Below are 16,744 nucleotides of genomic sequence, written 5' to 3'. Positions count from 1 at the left end.
CGGTGATTAGCGCGGGGCAGGTGGTTGGGTCAGGTTATGTCGCGGATGTGGAGGACGGTGCCGTTGTCCAGGTCTCGGTCTAGCAGGGACCAGATTGCTCGGGCTACGGACTCCGGTTTGGCGAGCAGGCCCTGTGCTTCCAGCTCCCGGAACCGGCTCGACACCGGTACCTGCTCGGCGGATGTTGCGCGCAACTCCGCCTGCATTCCGGTGTCCAGCGAACCAGGCGACACCGAGATCACTCGGCAGCCGTGTTCGCGGCGCTGCTGCTCCAGGCCGACGGTCCGGACCCATTGGTCGATGGCTGCCTTCCCGGCGCCGTAGCTCGACTCACCCTCGTGCGCCTGCCGCGCCGCGCCCGACGACAGCATGATCAGGTGCTGTTCGCAGTCCCGCCCGGACACCGCGCTCAGGAACGAGTGCCCGAGGATCTGCGCGGCCGCGGAGTTGAGCAGTACGTTGCGCGTGTACTGCGAGGTGTCGACCCGATCGGCCGGGCCGAGTGGTGTCAGCGTGCCGGCGTTGTGGATGAACACGACCAGCTCCGGATCACCGGCCTCGATCCGCTGGCGGAAGTCCTTGTCCACGACCGGCCAGGATTCGGGGTCGGCCAGGTCGACCGCGACGTGGTGGGTTCCCGGCGTACCGCCGCGGCGGGAGAGGTCGACCAGCTCCGGATTGTCGAACGGGATCGTCGCCGCCAGCGCGGCCCCGAGACCCGCCGAGGCGCCGGAAATCCAGACCAGAATCCGTCGTAGTGAAGTCATCGCGCACCCAGCCGCGCACACTCGAGCATCACGCAGTTCTCCCCTGCAACGAGCATCGTTCCCCGCCCGGCCACACACCCGCCGAGCCACCGTTCCCCACCGAACCGTCGCCCCGCCGAAACGATCGTCCCCCCCAGAGCCATCGTTCCCCGCTCAGCAGAGTACGACGGGAATCGCCTGGAACGAACCCCTGTCGGCGATTCTGACCGCGCGCGAGCAGCCGGCTGCGGTCGGCGTCCGGTGTTGTCAGCCGGTACTCAGCCGACGCTCAGCGACCTCTCAACGACGCCTCAACACCCTCTCAACGAACTCTCAACGATTCGAGCAATCGCGCGGTGAGAGGCGCCGGTGCGTCGTACTGCATGAGATGTCCCGAGCCCGGGATCTCGGTGTGCGTGGCCGACGGGATCAGGCCGGCCAGTTTGCGCCCGGTCGCGGGCGGTATCCAGCGGTCCTCCGCGCCCCACAGGACGGTCACCGGGATCGTCAGCCGATGCAGGTTCGCCTCGATCTCCCGCAGGTACCGCTCGTCGAACTGCGCGATCTGCCGATAGAACGCCGGCTGCCCTTCCGGCCCGAGCCACGGCGCCACCAGTTCGTCCAGCTGATCGGGCCGCAGATCGTGATGACTGGCGTCCTGGATGTACGCCCGAAGCACCGCGTCGTGGATGTACTCCGGTAGCTCGTCGAGTGTCGTCGGATGATCCTGCACGAACTGGAAGAACGGCGACCCGGCCGGCGGGATCGCGACCGTGTCGACCAGCGTCAGCGAATGGTATACCGCTTCTTCGAACAAGGTCGCCCGGAGCGAAACCGCGCCGCCGTAGTCGTGCGCGATCACTCGCGGCCGGTCCAGTTCCCAGTACGCCAGCAGCTCCGCGAACACCTTGCCTTGGGCATCGAAGTCGACGGGATCGTCAACCCGCTTGGACGATTCGCCGTACCCGGGCATGTCCCACAGGTATACCGTGAAGTCGTTGCTCAGGGCATCAGCGTACGCGCTCCAGACTCGCGACGAGAACGGTGTCCCGTGGCAGAACACGACCGCCGGCCCCTGCCCACGCCGGTCCCAGGCAATCGTCCGTCCGTGCTTCTCGTACCGCTGCGCGAGCTCCATCAAACTAACCATACAATATCGACTTATCGGTTAGCGCTAGCCTCGCTTCGTGAGCGAATGGACCTGGGACGAGAGCCTGTACGCAGGCAGCGCCGCGCACTATCCGGTCGGGCGAATGGCCTACCCGAAGGCGCTCGGGGTGGGGCTGCGGGACGAGCTCGGACTGGACGGTCAGGGGCGGCTGCTGGACGTCGGATGCGGGCCGGGATCGCTGACTTTGCTGCTGGCGCCGTACTTTGCGACGGTTGTCGGGGTCGACGCGGACGCCGACATGCTGGCGGTTGCCGCCGGGCGGGCCAGTGACGCCGGGATCGGGAACGCGGAGTGGCATCAGTCGCGGGCCGAGGAGTTGCCGGGGGAGCTTGGTGTGTTCCAGGTTGTGACGTTCGCGCAGTCGTTTCATTGGATGGATCAGCCGCTGGTGGCCGCGCGGATTCGCGGCATGCTGGCGCCGGGCGGGCGGTGGGTGCAGGTCCGCGCGACGACGCACCGCGGGCTCGACGGGCCCGACGAACTGCCCCGGCCGAGGCCGCCGTGGGACGCGATCGACGCGCTGGTGGCGCGTTATCTCGGGCCGGTACGCCGCGCCGGGCAGGGCGTACGCCTGAACGGAGCTCTGCCGGATGAAGAGGAGATCATGAAAGCAGCCGGGTACGAAGGGCCGGACCGGCTGATCGTCGGCGGTGACGAGATCGAGGACCGTACTGTCGAGCAGCTGGTCGCGTCAGTGTTCTCGCTGTCGAGCTCGGCGCCGCATCTGTTCGGCACCCGGCTGCCGGACTTCGAGGCCGAGTTGCGCGAGTTGCTGACGAGCACCGCGGACCACGGCAGATTCGCCGAACGCCGCCGCGAAATCGAAACAGTCATCTGGCACTGAACCCCAGCCAACACCGCCGGGGGGACCGCTGGGCGGGTCGCGGTGAGGTGCGCGGCCCGCCCAGGGGTGTGGGTCAGGACTGGTTGTCCGCTGAGTCGCCGTCGCCGTCGCCGCCGAGGTTGCCCAGCTGGTCCCGGGCCATGTCCTTGCCCTGGTCGATCTGGTCACCGAACTTGCCGCCGGTCTTCTCGTCGGCGAACTCGCCGGCCTTGTCCAGACCTTCGTTGACCTGGTCGCTGTGCTCCTTGGCCAGGTCTCCGGCCTTGTCCTTCATCTCGTCGAACATACCCATCGTCTCTTACCCCGTTCCTGTCGATGGTTGCCTTGCACTACCTTCGGGCGCGAAATCACCAGCCACGCCCGAACCGGTAGTACCCCATCGCCGGAATCCCACACCGGACAATCACCCGGCAAACGGATTCCGGTCCGCCTGCAGCGTGGGGAGTACGCTCCTGGCGAACGTCCCGTAGAGATGCCGCTGGAACATCGGGCCGAAGCTCACCCGCGCGACGCCGCGCGCCGCGTACGCGGCTATGGTGTTGGCGCCTTGCCCGTACGCGACGTTCACCGGGCCCGGCGCCTCCTTGACCAGCCGGCCGATCAGGTCCAGATCGCCGACCCCGATCGGGTACACGCAGTCGGCGCCGGCCGTGAAATAGCGGGCGGCGCGGTCGATCGCGGTGCTCAGCTGATCCTCAGCCGAGCCGGCCTGGCGCAGGAACGCGTCGATCCGGGCGTTGATGACAAGGGTGTCACCCGCCACGGCGCGGACCGCGGCCAGGAAGTCGGCCTGCTCGCCCGGGTCGATCATCGCGCCGGTCGCCGGGTCGGAGTCCTCCAGATTCAGGCCGACGGCGCCGGTGGCGGCGAACCGTTCGACCAGTTCCGCCGGGTCGAGCCGGTAGCCGCGCTCGAAGTCGACGGTGACCGGTACGGATACCGCGCGAGCGATCCGCGCGGCGGAATCCAGCACGTCCTGAACCGGTGCGGCCTCCCCGTCGTCGTACCCGAGAACCGCCGCCGTGGCGTTGCTGCTGGTGGCGACGGCCGCGAACCCGGCCGCTTCGATCAGCCGCGCGGACGCGGCATCCCAGGCATTCGGTACGACCAGCGGCGTACCCGGAACGTGCAATGCCCGCAAAACAGTTGCCGATGACATCAAGATCTCCTGATCAGTGGCAGCCCGAAGGCTGGGAAAAGGGCAGGGTGGTGGAACGCGATGACAGCCGAGACAACGTCCTTCCGCAGCGTCAGCACTTTGATCGAATGCGCGTGGTACCGGCCGTCGGCGCCGCGCAGGTACATCGCGAAGGCGGGCTGTCCGTTCGCCGACGTCTCGACCAGTACGCGTTGACCGGGTCCTGGACGCAACTTCGATTCGAGCAGGCGCAGTACGTCCGTACGCCCACTGAACCAGGTCGGAATCGGCGGCATCTCCCACCGGGCGTCCGCGGCGAACAGCCCTTCCAGCACGACGAGGTCCTTGTTTTCCATCGCCGCCTGGAACTGGTCGAGCAACGCGCGGCGCAACGGTTCGTGCGGTTCGCTCAACTCGTCTTCGCGCGGGCGCTGCCGGGCGAGCTCGGCCCGCGCCCGCTGCAACGAACTGTTCACGGCGGCCGTTGTGGTGTCGAGCAGCGAGGCGACGTCGGCGGCCGGCCAGGTGAGTACCTCACGCAGGATCAGTACGGCGCGCTGCCGCGGCGGAAGATGTTGCATCGCGGCAACCATCGCGAGCCGCAGACTCTCCCGGTCGCCGACCACGGTGGCCGGGTCGGCGCCGAGCAACTGATCCGGGAACGGCTCCAGCCAGGGCACTTCGAGTGCCGACGCGTGCAGGTCGTCCGGATCGTTGCCGGGGGCACCGAGCGCGGACGGGACCACGCGCCGGCTGCTGTGCTGGAGGAGATTGAGGCACACGTTGGTCGCGATCCGGTACAACCAGGTCCGGATGGTGGACCGGTGTTCGAAGTCCGCGTGCCCGCGCCAAGCGCGCAGGTACGTTTCCTGGACCGCGTCCTCGGCGTCGTGCAGCGAACCGAGCAACCGGTAGCAGTGCGCGACCAGCTCGCCCCGATGCCGCGCGAACTCCTCCTCAAGGTTCATCGAGCTCCTTCCACCGCCTTCGCCCCAGCGGCCCGGGCAGCCTCCGCGGCCTGGGCAGCCTCCGCGGCCTGGGCAGCCTCCGCGGCCTGGGCAGCCTCCGCGGCCTGGGCAGCCCTCGCGCCCGCCGCCTGGGCAGCCGCCGGATTCGCCAGGTTCGGCTCGGTGGTACGCCGGGTGGCGATCGCCAGGCCCGCGACGGCCCCGAGCAACGACAGTACGCCGCCGCCGGCGAGCGCCCGCGAGAAACCGTTACCGGTGTACCCGCCGGCCGACGCGAACACCGATCCGAGTACGGCGACCCCGGCCGCACCGCCGAGCTGGCGCGTCATGCTGTAGACGCCGGACGCGATCCCGACCGCATGCGGCGGCAGCGCTGCCATCGCCGCACTCTGCGCCGCGGGCATCGCCAGCGAGACTCCACAACCGGTGATCACCAAGGGCAGGATCAGTTCCCAGTAATGCTCCGCGCCACGGCTGATCCAGAACATGCCGGCCGACTGCAGCGCGAGACCGACCACGACCAGCGAACGTTCGCCGACCCGATCCACCAGCCGGCCGGCGATCGGTCCGACGATGAACAACGTCCCGGTCCATGGAAGTAGTTGCAGGCCGGCCTTCAGGGGTGCGGATCCGAGTACGGCCTGCATGTACTGGGAGAGGAAGAACACTGCGCTGAACAAGGCCGCGGTGAGGAAGAAGCCGGCCGCGTTCGCCGCGGTGAACGTCCGGTTCCGGAAGAACGTCAGCGGGACCATCGCGTGCTTCGTACGCCGCTCCCACAGCCCGAAGGCGATCAGCAGCACGATCCCGCCCGCGAAGCCGGTCAGTACTTCCGCACTCGTCCAGCCGGCCGATTCACCGCGTACGGTGCCCCAGACGAGACCGAGTGCGGCGAGACTGATCAGCACCGCGCCGACCAGGTCGAGCCGTCGCGCCGGGCCGGTGCTCTCCGGGATCTTGGTGAGCACGAGCGCGATCGCGACCACGCCGATCGGTACGTTGATCCAGAAAATCCACTGCCAGCACAGCCCTTCGGTGACCGCGCCGCCGATCAACGGTCCGCCGATCAACGGTCCGCCGAGCACCGCGATCCCGGTCAGGCCGCTGAAGACCCCGATCGCCCGCGCCCGGCGCTCCGGCGGAAACGCCGCACCGAGCAGGCCGATCGCCAGCGGCATCACCATCGCCGCGCCGACGCCCTGTACCGCGCGCGCCGCGATCAGGAACGGCAGATTCGCCGCCATCGCACACGCGACCGAAGCAACCGTGAAAAGCGCGAGCCCGGCCGCGTACATCCGCCGCCGCCCCAGACGGTCACCCAACGCGGCCGCCGTCATCAACAACATCGCGAAACTCAGCCCATAGGCATTGACCGTCCACTCCAGCCCCTCGGCCGACGCCCCGAGATCAGCCCGAATGGTCGTCAGCGCCGCGGCCACCACCAAGGTGTCCAGCGCCACCATCACCGACCCCACCGAAGCCAGCCCCAAGACCCACCGCTCCGAACCGCTCATCCGTCTAGTCACACCAGTACAGACCACCGCCGGCCCTCGAACTCATCGCTCCGACGACAAGAACTTTCCGCGAACCGGCCGGGATGCTGATCCTGCCGAGCTACCTGACGTCCGGGAAGCACACAGCTCACCGGCGCACCCACCCAGCCTGACGCCATCCCCGGCGCACCCACCCGCCCGGCGTCGTCCCAGCGCGCCCACCCGGCCCGACGCCATCACCGGCCAGGTTGAACGAACCTCCGTCCGCAGGTGCTGCCGGCCCGACGCCATCATCGGCCGGGTTGAACGAACTTCCGTCCGCAGGTGCCGCGCCGGCGCCCACCTCCCGCGATCGCGTACCGAAGGACGGGTAGTGGTCGCCGTTTCACCGTGCGCCCACGGCTGGTCGCGCCGGTCTCAGCGCCCGGTGGTGCGCCCACGGCTGGTCGCTGCGGCCGGCGACCGCACCACGCTGGTCGCGGTTGTCGTGGCGTCCGCCGGCCGGACCACGCCTGCTCGTGGTGGTCGCGCCGGTCTCGGCGGCGGGACTACTACCTGTTCTTCGGTACGTCATCGGCGGTGTCTTCGCATGCGGCGTTGGGCGGCGGTGGCGGCGCCTCCGCTGAGGATGACCAGGAGGGTGGCCAGGGACCAGCGGCGGAGGACCTGGACGGTGTGGTTCGGGTGGTCGCGGGGTGTTGGTTGCATGGCGAGGGGGTGGGCGATGGTGAAGTCCGTGGGTGGGGTGGCGCGGGGTGGCGGGGTGCGGGGTGGCTTGGTTGGGGATGGGGTGGTGCGCGGGGGTGGGAGGTCGCGGCGGGATGGGGTCGCGGTGGGACTCGGTGAGGGGTGGGTTGGGGAGGGGGTGAGCGTTGGCGACGGGTGTCGAGTAGGCCCAGGTGGGGTCGGAGGACGTGGGGTGGGTGGGTGCGGCCTGGGTGGGGTTGGGCGTGGCGTTGGGTGGGTGGTCGGGGGTGGGTGCGGTGTTGGCGTGGAGGGGTGCGTCGGAGGAGGCGGGGTATGTGGCGGCGGGGTATGTGGCGGGGGAGTTGGGGTGTGCGGTGGAGGAGTGTGTGGTGGGGGAGTTGGGGTGTGGGGCGGTGGGGTGGATTGGGTTAGGCAGCCGGCGGCATCGCTGTTGGCGAGTGGGCGGGTGGTGGTGAGTTTGGTGGCTGAGCCGTCGAAGCCGATTCGGTACAGCTGGCTCGGTCGGCCGTGGCCGGTGTGTACGGCGTACACGCTGGAGTTGGTGACGACGACCGACGTGTACCCGTCCTGCCACGGAATGCCCGGCACGTTCGCCACCACCTGGACCGCGCCGGTCGCGGGCGACAGCGTGACCAGCTTCGCCACATGACCCCACGTCGCCACCCCGTACAACACCCCCGACGAGGGATCAGCCCCGAAATCCTCCACCTCCAGCCCAAGCAGCGACAGCCGTACGACGCCAACCACCCGCCGGTACGAGCTGCTAGCCGGGTTGATGTCCACGGTGTACAGCCGCAGATGATCGCGTACGTAGAACCGCGAACCGACGACCGCGCCGGCCGAAGCATCCGCGAGCCCACCGATGCCGTGCCGTACCTCGCCGAGATCGGTGACCTTGCCCTGGCGAGTCACCGACACGAGATGCGGACGGCGCAGCAGCCAGCCGCCGTGGCCGCGGGTGGCGATCCCGTAGACGAGATCCTGCGTACGCGCGTACCCGGCCGCTTGTACCTGGTAGCCGAGTCGCCCGAGATCCGACGTACGCCCCGACGGCAGGTCGACCCGTATCAACCGAGACGCTGACTGGTACCCAGCCGACTGAAAGTCAAGGTACGAACACCCGGCCGCAGCCACCGACGGTCCCGCCGACACGACGGCGAACCCACCCGCGACCACTCCCGCCACCACCACGGCACAAACAACCGCGCCCACCCCGCCACGCGCGGCTGAGGTGACCTTCGGGCCGGGATCATCCACCGTCGTTCAATCGGGAGATGGCTGCCACGAAGGCGTCGGGGCCGACGTCCGCGCCGCCGCTGAACGGGTTCTGTAGTTGGTAGATCGCGAACAGGAGCAGTCCGATCGCGCCGGACAGCATCGCGACGATGAACGCGTACGAGTACAACCCCGGCCCGCCGAACATGAACATCAGCGCCACCGACATCACACTGCCGATCAGGATCGCGAACCACACCACCTCGCTGACCCCGCTGCCGCTCGAGTTCAGCCGGGACTGTCTTGCCTGGTATACCATCCAGACCTGGTTCGCCGCCTGGACCCGGCGGTCCTCCTGCCGCTCGCTCGTCGTCTTCGCGTGCTCCACCGTCTTCTGCAGTGACGCGAGCAACGTCCAGCCCTGATCGTCGACCTCACGTCCGTTCCGCATCGCCGGCCATTCCCGGTCCGACACTTCGGTCGCGTACGCGCGCGTCAGTTGGCGTACGCGGGTCCGGTCCTGCGGTGCGAGCGCCTCCCCGGCCCACTGCACCGCGACCAGCGCGTTCGCCTCGTCGTACGCCGTCCGGTTCGCGCTGTCCATGCCGTCGAACAGCGAGATCAGTACGAACGCCGCGATCACCACGTTCACCCCGCCGACCACGGTGAAGACCTGGCCCGCGACTTCGTTGTTCGCCTCCCGCCCTTCGCGCTGACGCCACTTGCGCAGTACGACGGCGAGGACCGCGGTGACGATCATGATGCCGCCGACCCAGAGCAACCCGCTGACGAACAGGCTCATGGTCACCGCACCTCCGGCGGCAACGTGAACCTGACCGTCTCCCGCGTCACCGTATGTTCGACGACGTCGACCGGACCGTACTCCCCGATCCGCGCGATCACCTCGTCAACCAGCACCAGGGGAGCCGATGCACCGGCCGTCAGCCCGATGACGCTGACGCCGTCCAGCCAATCCGGTTCGACCTCGTCGGCACGGTCGACCAGGTACGCGGTCGTGCCGGAGCGGATCGCGATCTCCACCAGCCGGCGCGAGTTGGAGGAGTTGGCCGATCCGACCACGATGATCAGTTGCGCACGTTCGGCGATCTCGGACACCGCTGCCTGACGGTTCGTCGTCGCGTAACAGATGTCGGCGGTGCCGGGTCCGCGGGCGCCGGGGAACTTGTTGCGCAGGGCATCGATCAGCGCGGTGGTCTCGTCGACCGCGAGCGTGGTCTGGGTCAGGTAGGCGACTCTGGTGGGATCGTCGACTTGTAGATTGTCGACATCCTGCAGATCCTCGACCAGGACTGTCCGCTCCGGCGCCTCGCCGAGAGTCCCCTCCACTTCCTCGTGCCCGGCGTGGCCGATCAGTACGACGGTGTCGCCGGCCGCGGCGTACTTACGCGCTTCCTGATGCACTTTGGTGACCAGAGGACACGTCGCGTCGACCACATTCAGCCCGCGCTCGGCCGCATCGCGCCGGACCGACGGCGAGACACCGTGGGCCGAGAACACGACGGTGGCACCGCGAGGCACCTCATCAAGATTGTCAACAAAGACCGCCCCACGAGCGGCGAGGTCCGCGACAACCTGAGTATTGTGAACAATCTGCTTGCGAACAAACACCGGCCCCGACCCGGCTGCAAGCAACCGCTCAACAACCTCCACCGCTCGCTCCACCCCCGCACAAAACCCCCGAGGCCCCGCCAACAAAACCTTCCGCCGACCCCACCCCACCCGCCCCACCTGCATTGCCCGCCCTTCATGCTCCACCTGCTCCCCCTGCTGCACTTGAGTAGCCCGAGCTGCGTTCGTCACCTGCGCAGCCCGGGGTTCGTCCGCCACCGGCTTCACCTGCTCCACTTGCGCAGCGTGCGGTGCCTGCTTGGGCTGAGTTGCGTGTGTCACCTGCGCTGCCTGCGGAACCTGCGTTGCGTGCGCCTTGTGCGTTGCGTGTGTTGCGGGCGTCGTCGGTGGCGGAGGTGTGGTTGGGGCTGGCGGAGTGGTTGCTGGTCGCGAGGGTGATGGCGGTTGTGGTGGTGCTGCCGCTGACTGGGCTGTTCGTGTTGGCGGGGGCGTTGCCGGAGTTGGTGACGCCTCCGACGGTGCTGTTTCTGGTGGCGTTGACGGGGTTGCTCGCAGCGGCGACGGTGATGTGGGTGGGGTTGGTTGGGGTAGTCGGGTTGTGAGGGCCGGTGGAGTGGTTGGTGCGTGCGGCGGCGGTGGCTGCGGTGGCGTGGGTGGGGTTGTCGGCAGCGCGGTGGGTAGCGGGGTGGGTGGGGTTGCTGTTGTGGGGTGTGGTGGTGTGAGGCGCATGGGTTGGGGTCGCGGGGGTGGCGGTGGCGGTGGTGGCATGGGTCCCCACTAGTGGGTTCGGCGGGTGGCTAGGTGGGCGAGGGTTGTTAGTTCGGTGGTGGCGGGGTTGGGGGTCGTGGCCGTGGCTAGTTCGGTTAGGGCGGCGGCTAGGAGGGCGTCGGCTTGGGACTGGCTTGTGGCTCGGGCGCCGGATGCTTCGATCAAGGCGGCGGCGGTTGCGAGGTCGGTGTCGGAGAGGTCGCCTTCGCGGTGGTAGAGCGTCGACAGGTCGCGCGCGGCCGTGGTTCCTGAAGAGAGAGCGGTGACGACCGGCAGGGACTTCTTGCGGCGGCGGAGGTCGGAGAAGACCGGCTTTCCGGTGACGGAAGGTTCACCCCAGATGCCGAGGAGATCGTCGACATATTGGTATGCCAAACCCAGATCCTCGCCGTACAGCCGCAAATGATCCGCTTGGTCTGACCGGCCGCCTCCGAACAGCGCACCGAGCGCGGTGCTGCACCCGAGCAACGCGCCCGTCTTCAACTGCGCCATCCGCACGCACTCCGCCGGCGTGACATCGTCCCGCGTCTCGAACTCGGCATCGGCCAGTTGCCCGTCGACCAGCTCCTGCACGGCAGCCCCGAGTGTCCGGCAGGCCTCGCCGGCCGCCGGATGACCACTGCCGACGAGCACGTCGAACGACAACCCCAGTAACGCGTCCCCGGCCAGAATCGCCGGCCCAAGCCCGAATACCGTCCAAGCCGTGGCCCGATGCCGCCGAGCCGTATCGCAATCCATCACATCGTCATGCAGCAACGAGAAATTGTGGACCAGCTCGACCGCTACGGCAGCCGGCAACGCGGACTCGGCAGTACCACCAACGGCCTGCGCCGTCAGCAGAACCAGCGCCGGCCGGATCGCCTTTCCGCCGTCGGCATGTGCCGGGTTCCCGTCCTCGTCGGCCCAGCCGAAATGGTATGCCACGATCCGCCGAGTTGCCGGGGGCAACGTTTCGACCGCGGCCCGGAGCGCGGGCTCGACCTGTTGACGGCTCCAGGTAAGCAGGTCGGCCGCCGATCGGGTGCCTTGAAGAGTTGACATCGCATCGCTCCTCAGCGCCCGAGTTCGACGTTTTCCAGGACGCCGAGCGCGTCCGGGACCAGTACCGCGACCGAGTAGTACGTGCTGACCAGGTACGAGATGATCGCCTTCTCGCTGATCCCGAGGAACCGCACATTCAGCCCAGGCTCGTACTCGTCGGGCAACCCGGTCTGCCGCAACCCGATCACCCCTTGGTCATCCGCGCCGGTACGAAGCACCAGCACCGAGGTGGTGTTGTTCGGCGAGATCGGGATCTTGTCCGTAGGCAGCAGCGGCACCCCGCGCCACGCGTGTACCGTCCGGCCGTCGACCGTCGTGGTTTCCGGGTATACCTTCCGGCGAGTGCACTCCCGACTGAACGCCGCGATCGCCCGCGGATGAGCCAGTAACAACCGTGGTTTACGCCGCCGAGTCAGCAGTTCGTCGAAGTCATCCGGCGTCGGCGGCCCAGTACGCGTGTAGATGCACTGCTTGTAGTCGGCGTTGTGCAGCAGCCCGAAGTCGCGATTGTTCAGCAGCTCGTACTCCTGCCGCTCGCGTAACGCCGCAATGGTCAGCCGCAACTGCTGCTCGGTCTGATCCATCGGATCGTTGTAGAGATCGGCGACCCGCGTACGCACCCGCAGGATCGTCTGCGCGACACTCAACTCGTATTCACGCGGCGACGGATCATAATCCACGTACGTCCCCGGCAAGGTGTCCTCGCCCGCATGCCCCGACGCGAGGTCGATCGCCGCCTCGCCCGACTTGTTCTGCGCCCGCTCCGGCTGACTCCGCACCGCCTCCAAGTGCGTACGCAGGCTCTCGGAGCGATCAACCAGCTCGGCAAACTCGTCCCGGCGAAGCTTCAGTACGACACAACTGGTCGCGGCTTTCGCGGTGTACTCCCAGAGGTGCTCCGGCGGTTCGACCAACAGTTCGGCGCCCAGATGGTCGCCGTCCGCCGCGGTGCCCAGCTCGGTTCCGGCCCCGTACGCGCCGACGCCCGACTTGGTCACCTTGCCATGCGCGATCAGGATGATCTCGTTGATCTGACTGCCGAACTCGGCCAGTACCTGCCCGGGCTCGATGTCCTCCCGCCGGAACCGATCAGCGAGCGCGGTCAGTACCTCATCGTCGGTGAACCCGCGCAACGCCGGCAGTTCGGCGAGCTCGGCCGGGATCACCCGGACGTCCGATCCGGTGACTGTGAAGCTCAACCGCCCGTCGCCGACCGCGAACGTGCTGCGGCGGTTCACCCGGTAGGTCGCGGCCGTCGTCTCCACCCAAGGCAGCATCCGCAGCAGCCAGCGTGGCGAGATGCTCTGCATCTGCGGTACGGACTTGGTGGTGGTCGCGAGTTGTCGTGCCGCGCGGGTACTGAGACTCAGTTGCTGATCGTTCATGCTGCACCAGCCTTTCGGAAGATGCGGAAGGCGGACGTACCAAGCCCGGCTGGTATACCAAGTGCGCCGGGCCTGGTGGATCGGTGTGGAAGGTCCGCCGCGCCGTAGCGATGACACCCGCGGTGCCAGGCGAGGATGCCGGACATCCAGTTCCGCAGCTCGTCGGCATACCGGAGGACGATCCGGCGGACGTCGTCCTCCAGGCCGAACCCGGTGATCAACGCGGGCAGATCGACCGCGACCACCTGCTCGAACTGCTGCATCCGCGCCGTCATCAGCTCGTTGACCATGGCAACGGCACGTTCTTTGTCACAGGCAAGGAAGTTCTGGACGACCAGCACCCCGTTGTGAAAGTCGCCGTCGTACTGGATCTCCTTGTGATAGGAGAACAGATCGTTCAGCAGGCAGGCGTAGTCGGCCGCGGCGTTCTCCATCGCGTGGATCGGCCGCGACCGGTATACCTCGGCGGGTACGCGTTCACCGTGACCGATCCGGCACAGACTCATCGTCAGCTCCGAGCCGAACGTCCGCCGCCGCATCTCGATGTAGTCGACCGGGTCCGGAATCCGGTTCTGCGCCTGGTTCGCCAGCTCCCACAACCAGCTCTCGGTCATCGAATCGACCGTCTGCTTGAACGCGCGCTGCTGCTCGACAGTCATCCCCGCCGCCGTCCGCTGCCAGATATCGGCCAGCGAAACCTCCAGCGCCCCAACAGGAGCCGTCGGCACGCCAGAGATCCCGCGCGGATCGGGTGGTGCGGACGGTCCGTCCGCGTCCACGGCCATGATCGCCGACAGCCGCTGGTTGCTCACCCGAGCACCCGCCAGATCCCGCCGCCGCCCGAAGACGGCCGGATAGTAGTCGTCGGCGTATGTGCCCCAAGCCAGCCAAGCGCTGGCGAGATCGAGCTGCTCCGGCGTCGCATCCGGGAAGATCCCGGCCGCACAGAGCGGCAGATCGAACGCTTCGAGCATGCCCGCGTCCCAGATGGTTCCGTCAGTGATGCCTGTCCGCTCGCCCCACGAGAGGGTCGCGAACCGGGCCGCGCCAAGATGTGGACTCTGCTGCGCCGCAAACGGCATGTAGATCGAAGGAAGATTGGTCGGACCAACAGCCTGGTGCGGAACGAACTGATGCGAGCGACCGCGATAGGGAGCAGTGGCAACCAACGATGCCACGAGGCGCGTCGCCGACATGCCGAGGCCACGACCTTCAGCGGCCTTGCCGCCCTTGTTCATGTACCGACTCGACCGCAAATGCCACTCATGACCGCCCGATTGCCAGTCCTGCAGGCCTTTCACGTAGTTGAACACCGCCAGCCGCCCAGCCGGATCGACCTGATGCTCTTCCACCACCCGCGGAACCTCGGTCAACGCGGTGTTCTCGAACTGATGCAGCCGCGACGTAAGGATGTCGTTCACCAGCTCGGCCGCCTGTTGCGCACCGCAACCGACAAACCGCTCGATCACCAGTACGCCGTTGTTCAACTCCCCTTCAACCTCGACTTCACGCTGGTACGAGAACAGGTCGTTGCGCAGGTGTACCGCATCGGAGAACGTGTCGCTCAGTACCCGCATCGGCCGCGTCGAGGCGATCTCCACCGGCACCTCGGCCCCCGCGGCGTACTCGACCAGGTTCGCCGACCAAGGCGCGCCGCCGACCTTGCGGCGCATTTCGACGTACTCGATCGGGTTCGCGATCCGGCCGGTGGTGATGTTCGACAACTCCCACAGGGACTCGGCGAGTAGAGCCTCTGTGGTCTGCCGGAACCGTTGCCGCCAGCCCGCCGACATCGCCGGGACGGTCCGCGTCCACAGGTCGGCGAGCCCACGCTCCACCGGGTTCTCCGGCGTCGAAGTGATGTCGCCCTCGACCGGCATGAACGCGGGCAGCCGATCCAGGTACGCGGTGGCGGCCGGGATGTCTCCGGTCTTCTTGTACAGCTCCAGGAAATGGTCGTCGAAGTAGAACACCCACACGTACCAGTCGGTGACCAGGTCGAGCGCCGGCCCGGTCGCGTCCGGATGCGTGTACGCGCACAGCAGCGCGTAGTCGTGCGAATCGAAGTCGTGCTCGTCCCAGATCGCCTTACCCTGCTGGGGAACGTCGATCATGTCGAAGTCGTAGGCCCAGGACTTGCTGTGCGCCCGCGCACCGTCCAGGTGTGGATTGATCCTGGCCGGATGAGGCACGTAGAAGTCGGGCAGCTCGTAGGGCTGACCCACGAGTCAGCCCTCGCGGCCTATCTCCACGCCCTCCAAAATCCCGAGCGCGTCCGGCACCAGAACCGCCGTCGAGTAGTACGCGCTGACCAGATAGTTGATGATCGCCTTCTCGGTGATGTTCATGAACCGCACCGACAGCCCCGGCTCGTACTCGTCCGGGAGTCCGGTCTGGTGCAGACCGATCACGCCCTGGGTGTCCTCGCCGGTCCGCATCAGCATGATCGAGCTGGTCCGGGTCTGGCTGATCCCGAGCTTGTTGCACGGGAAGATTGGTATACCACGCCAGGCCGGCAGCCGGTGCCCGCCGACGTCGATCGTGTCCGGGTAGATCCCGGCCCGGGTGCACTCCCGGCCGAACGCCGCGATCGATCGCGGATGGGCGAGGAAGAAGGCCGGCTCCTTCCAGACCAGGCTGAGCAGCTCGTCCAGGTCACCCGGCGTCGGCGGACCGCTGCGGGTGGGGATGCGCATGCTCAGATCCGCGTTGTGCAGCAGGCCGAACTCGCGGTTGTTGATCAGCTCGTGCTCCTGCCGTTCGCGCAGGGCCTCGATGGTCAGCCGCAGCTGCTGCTCGGTCTGGTCCATCGGCTGGTTGTAGAGATCCGCGACCCGGCTGTGCACCCGCAGCACGGTCTGCGCGACGCTCAGCTCGTACTCGCGTGGGGTCGTCTCGTAGTCGACGTACGTCCCGGGCAGATCGGATTCACCTTCGTGCCCGGCCGCCAGCTCGATCGCCGCCTCGCCGTGCTCGTTCTCCGATCGCCGCGGACTGTTGCGGAACTGCTCGATGTGCGTACGCAGCGGATCGGACTGCGAGACGAGTTCCTCGAACGATGCCTGTGACAACGTCAGCAGCGTGACCGGCGTGATCGCCTTGACGGTGAAGTCCCAGAAGTCGTCCGACTCCAGAATCGCCTTGTAGGTAAAGTGATCGCCGTCGACGAGCGTCTCCAGTACGGTCTCGTCACCGTATTTCCCGACGCCGATCTTGTTCACCTTGCCATGCGCGACCAGGCAGATCTGATCGGCCGGACGACCACGCTCGACGATCACGTCGCCGGGCTGGAACTCCTGCTGCACAAAGCGATCCGCCAGCGCGGACAGTACTTCCACGTCGTCGAAACTGCGCAACATGCCCAGCTCGCACAACTCCTGCGGGATGACCCGGATCCGCGCGCCGGTGGTGGTGAAGGTGACGCGGCCGTCGCCGACCGAGTAGCTCAGCCGGCGGTTCACCCGGTACGCGCCGCCCTTCGCCTCCACCCAGGGCAGCAGTTTGAGCAACCACCGCGAGGTGATGCCCTGCATCTGTGGTTCGGACTTGGTGGTCGTGGCCAGGTTGCGGGCGGCCGCGGTGCCGAGGCTGAGCTGCGCCTGGCTCTGCGGTTGCCGGCCGTTGGCTTCGGTGCCGGAATCGGTCAAGGTCATGCGAACACACCACCGTTTCGATTC

Annotated in this window: 15 protein-coding genes and 1 pseudogene; 3 read left to right on the top strand and 13 right to left on the bottom strand. The window is 67.6% G+C overall.

Going from position 1 to position 16,744, the window contains the following annotated elements:
• Window positions 1–29: 29 nt before the first annotated feature.
• Together HDA44_RS17180 and HDA44_RS17175 are read right to left on the bottom strand one after the other, a co-directional pair.
• Window positions 30–767: an SDR family NAD(P)-dependent oxidoreductase gene (locus tag HDA44_RS17180; RefSeq protein ID WP_184835605.1), complete on the bottom strand. Its 738-nt coding sequence runs from the start codon at window positions 765–767 to the stop codon at window positions 30–32.
• Window positions 768–1,068: 301 nt separating this feature from the next.
• On the bottom strand, window positions 1,069–1,884 hold the full coding sequence (locus tag HDA44_RS17175) for an alpha/beta fold hydrolase (protein ID WP_184835603.1): 816 nt from the start codon (window positions 1,882–1,884) through the stop codon (window positions 1,069–1,071).
• Between the two features lie 49 nt (window positions 1,885–1,933).
• Between HDA44_RS17175 and HDA44_RS17170 the strand changes: the two genes are divergently transcribed.
• Window positions 1,934–2,761 carry a methyltransferase domain-containing protein gene (locus tag HDA44_RS17170; RefSeq protein ID WP_202887406.1) on the top strand — a complete coding sequence of 276 codons (828 nt, stop codon included), beginning with the start codon at window positions 1,934–1,936 and terminating at the stop codon, window positions 2,759–2,761.
• A 73-nt stretch (window positions 2,762–2,834) separates the two neighbouring features.
• On the opposite strand, the gene HDA44_RS17165 is transcribed toward HDA44_RS17170, so the two are convergent.
• The 4 genes from HDA44_RS17165 to HDA44_RS17150 form a co-directional block, all read right to left on the bottom strand.
• Window positions 2,835–3,053 (bottom strand): antitoxin, encoded by a 219-nt coding sequence (locus HDA44_RS17165; protein WP_184835601.1) that lies wholly within the window; start codon window positions 3,051–3,053, stop codon window positions 2,835–2,837.
• A gap of 111 nt (window positions 3,054–3,164) precedes the next feature.
• Entirely contained in the window at window positions 3,165–3,920 is a 756-nt protein-coding gene (locus tag HDA44_RS17160; protein WP_184835599.1) for an isocitrate lyase/PEP mutase family protein, read from the bottom strand.
• Complete coding sequence (locus HDA44_RS17155) at window positions 3,920–4,867, bottom strand: sigma-70 family RNA polymerase sigma factor (protein ID WP_184835597.1); 948 nt, start codon at window positions 4,865–4,867, stop codon at window positions 3,920–3,922. The genes HDA44_RS17160 and HDA44_RS17155 overlap by 1 nt, the downstream gene beginning before the upstream one ends.
• A complete protein-coding gene (locus HDA44_RS17150; protein ID WP_184835594.1) occupies window positions 4,864–6,381 on the bottom strand; it encodes a DHA2 family efflux MFS transporter permease subunit in 1,518 nt (505 codons plus the stop codon). Before HDA44_RS17150 ends, HDA44_RS17155 begins: the two co-directional genes overlap by 4 nt.
• Window positions 6,382–7,528: 1,147 nt before the next feature.
• On the opposite strand from HDA44_RS17150, the gene HDA44_RS38080 reads away from it, so the two are divergent.
• A complete protein-coding gene (locus HDA44_RS38080; RefSeq protein ID WP_184835592.1) occupies window positions 7,529–7,717 on the top strand; it encodes a hypothetical protein in 189 nt (62 codons plus the stop codon).
• Here HDA44_RS38080 and HDA44_RS38905 read toward each other — a convergent pair.
• From HDA44_RS38905 to ispH, 3 genes and pseudogenes are all read right to left on the bottom strand, one after another.
• Window positions 7,717–8,202 (bottom strand): annotated as a pseudogene (locus HDA44_RS38905) (DUF6923 family protein); the annotation flags it as partial. The gene HDA44_RS38080 and the pseudogene HDA44_RS38905 overlap by 1 nt on opposite strands.
• A 115-nt stretch (window positions 8,203–8,317) precedes the next feature.
• Window positions 8,318–9,085, bottom strand: coding sequence for a bestrophin-like domain (locus HDA44_RS17135; RefSeq protein ID WP_184835588.1), 768 nt, complete (start codon window positions 9,083–9,085; stop codon window positions 8,318–8,320).
• A gap of 2 nt (window positions 9,086–9,087) precedes the next feature.
• Window positions 9,088–10,038: a 4-hydroxy-3-methylbut-2-enyl diphosphate reductase gene (ispH, locus tag HDA44_RS17130; RefSeq protein ID WP_184843759.1), complete on the bottom strand. Its 951-nt coding sequence runs from the start codon at window positions 10,036–10,038 to the stop codon at window positions 9,088–9,090.
• Window positions 10,039–10,235: 197 nt separating this feature from the next.
• Here ispH and HDA44_RS17125 point away from each other — a divergent pair, with 197 nt between their 5' ends.
• Window positions 10,236–10,475, top strand: coding sequence for a hypothetical protein (locus tag HDA44_RS17125; protein ID WP_184835586.1), 240 nt, complete (start codon window positions 10,236–10,238; stop codon window positions 10,473–10,475).
• Window positions 10,476–10,650: 175 nt separating this feature from the next.
• Here HDA44_RS17125 and HDA44_RS17120 read toward each other — a convergent pair whose 3' ends face one another.
• The 4 genes from HDA44_RS17120 to HDA44_RS17105 are packed head-to-tail and all read right to left on the bottom strand — an operon-like array spanning window position 10,651 to window position 16,720.
• Window positions 10,651–11,682 carry a family 2 encapsulin nanocompartment cargo protein polyprenyl transferase gene (locus HDA44_RS17120; protein WP_184835584.1) on the bottom strand — a complete coding sequence of 344 codons (1,032 nt, stop codon included), beginning with the start codon at window positions 11,680–11,682 and terminating at the stop codon, window positions 10,651–10,653.
• Between the two features lie 11 nt (window positions 11,683–11,693).
• A complete protein-coding gene (locus HDA44_RS17115; RefSeq protein WP_184835582.1) occupies window positions 11,694–13,067 on the bottom strand; it encodes a family 2B encapsulin nanocompartment shell protein in 1,374 nt (457 codons plus the stop codon).
• On the bottom strand, window positions 13,064–15,292 hold the full coding sequence (locus HDA44_RS17110; RefSeq protein ID WP_337906068.1) for a terpene synthase family protein: 2,229 nt from the start codon (window positions 15,290–15,292) through the stop codon (window positions 13,064–13,066). Before HDA44_RS17110 ends, HDA44_RS17115 begins: the two co-directional genes overlap by 4 nt.
• Window positions 15,293–15,295: 3 nt before the next feature.
• A complete protein-coding gene (locus HDA44_RS17105; RefSeq protein ID WP_184835580.1) occupies window positions 15,296–16,720 on the bottom strand; it encodes a family 2B encapsulin nanocompartment shell protein in 1,425 nt (474 codons plus the stop codon).
• Window positions 16,721–16,744: the final 24 nt, after the last annotated feature.

This window comes from Kribbella solani (genome assembly GCF_014205295.1).
Taxonomy (GTDB): domain Bacteria; phylum Actinomycetota; class Actinomycetes; order Propionibacteriales; family Kribbellaceae; genus Kribbella; species Kribbella solani.
Note: the sequence above shows the minus strand (reverse complement) of the source record. Positions and strands in the feature narration are given on the sequence as shown.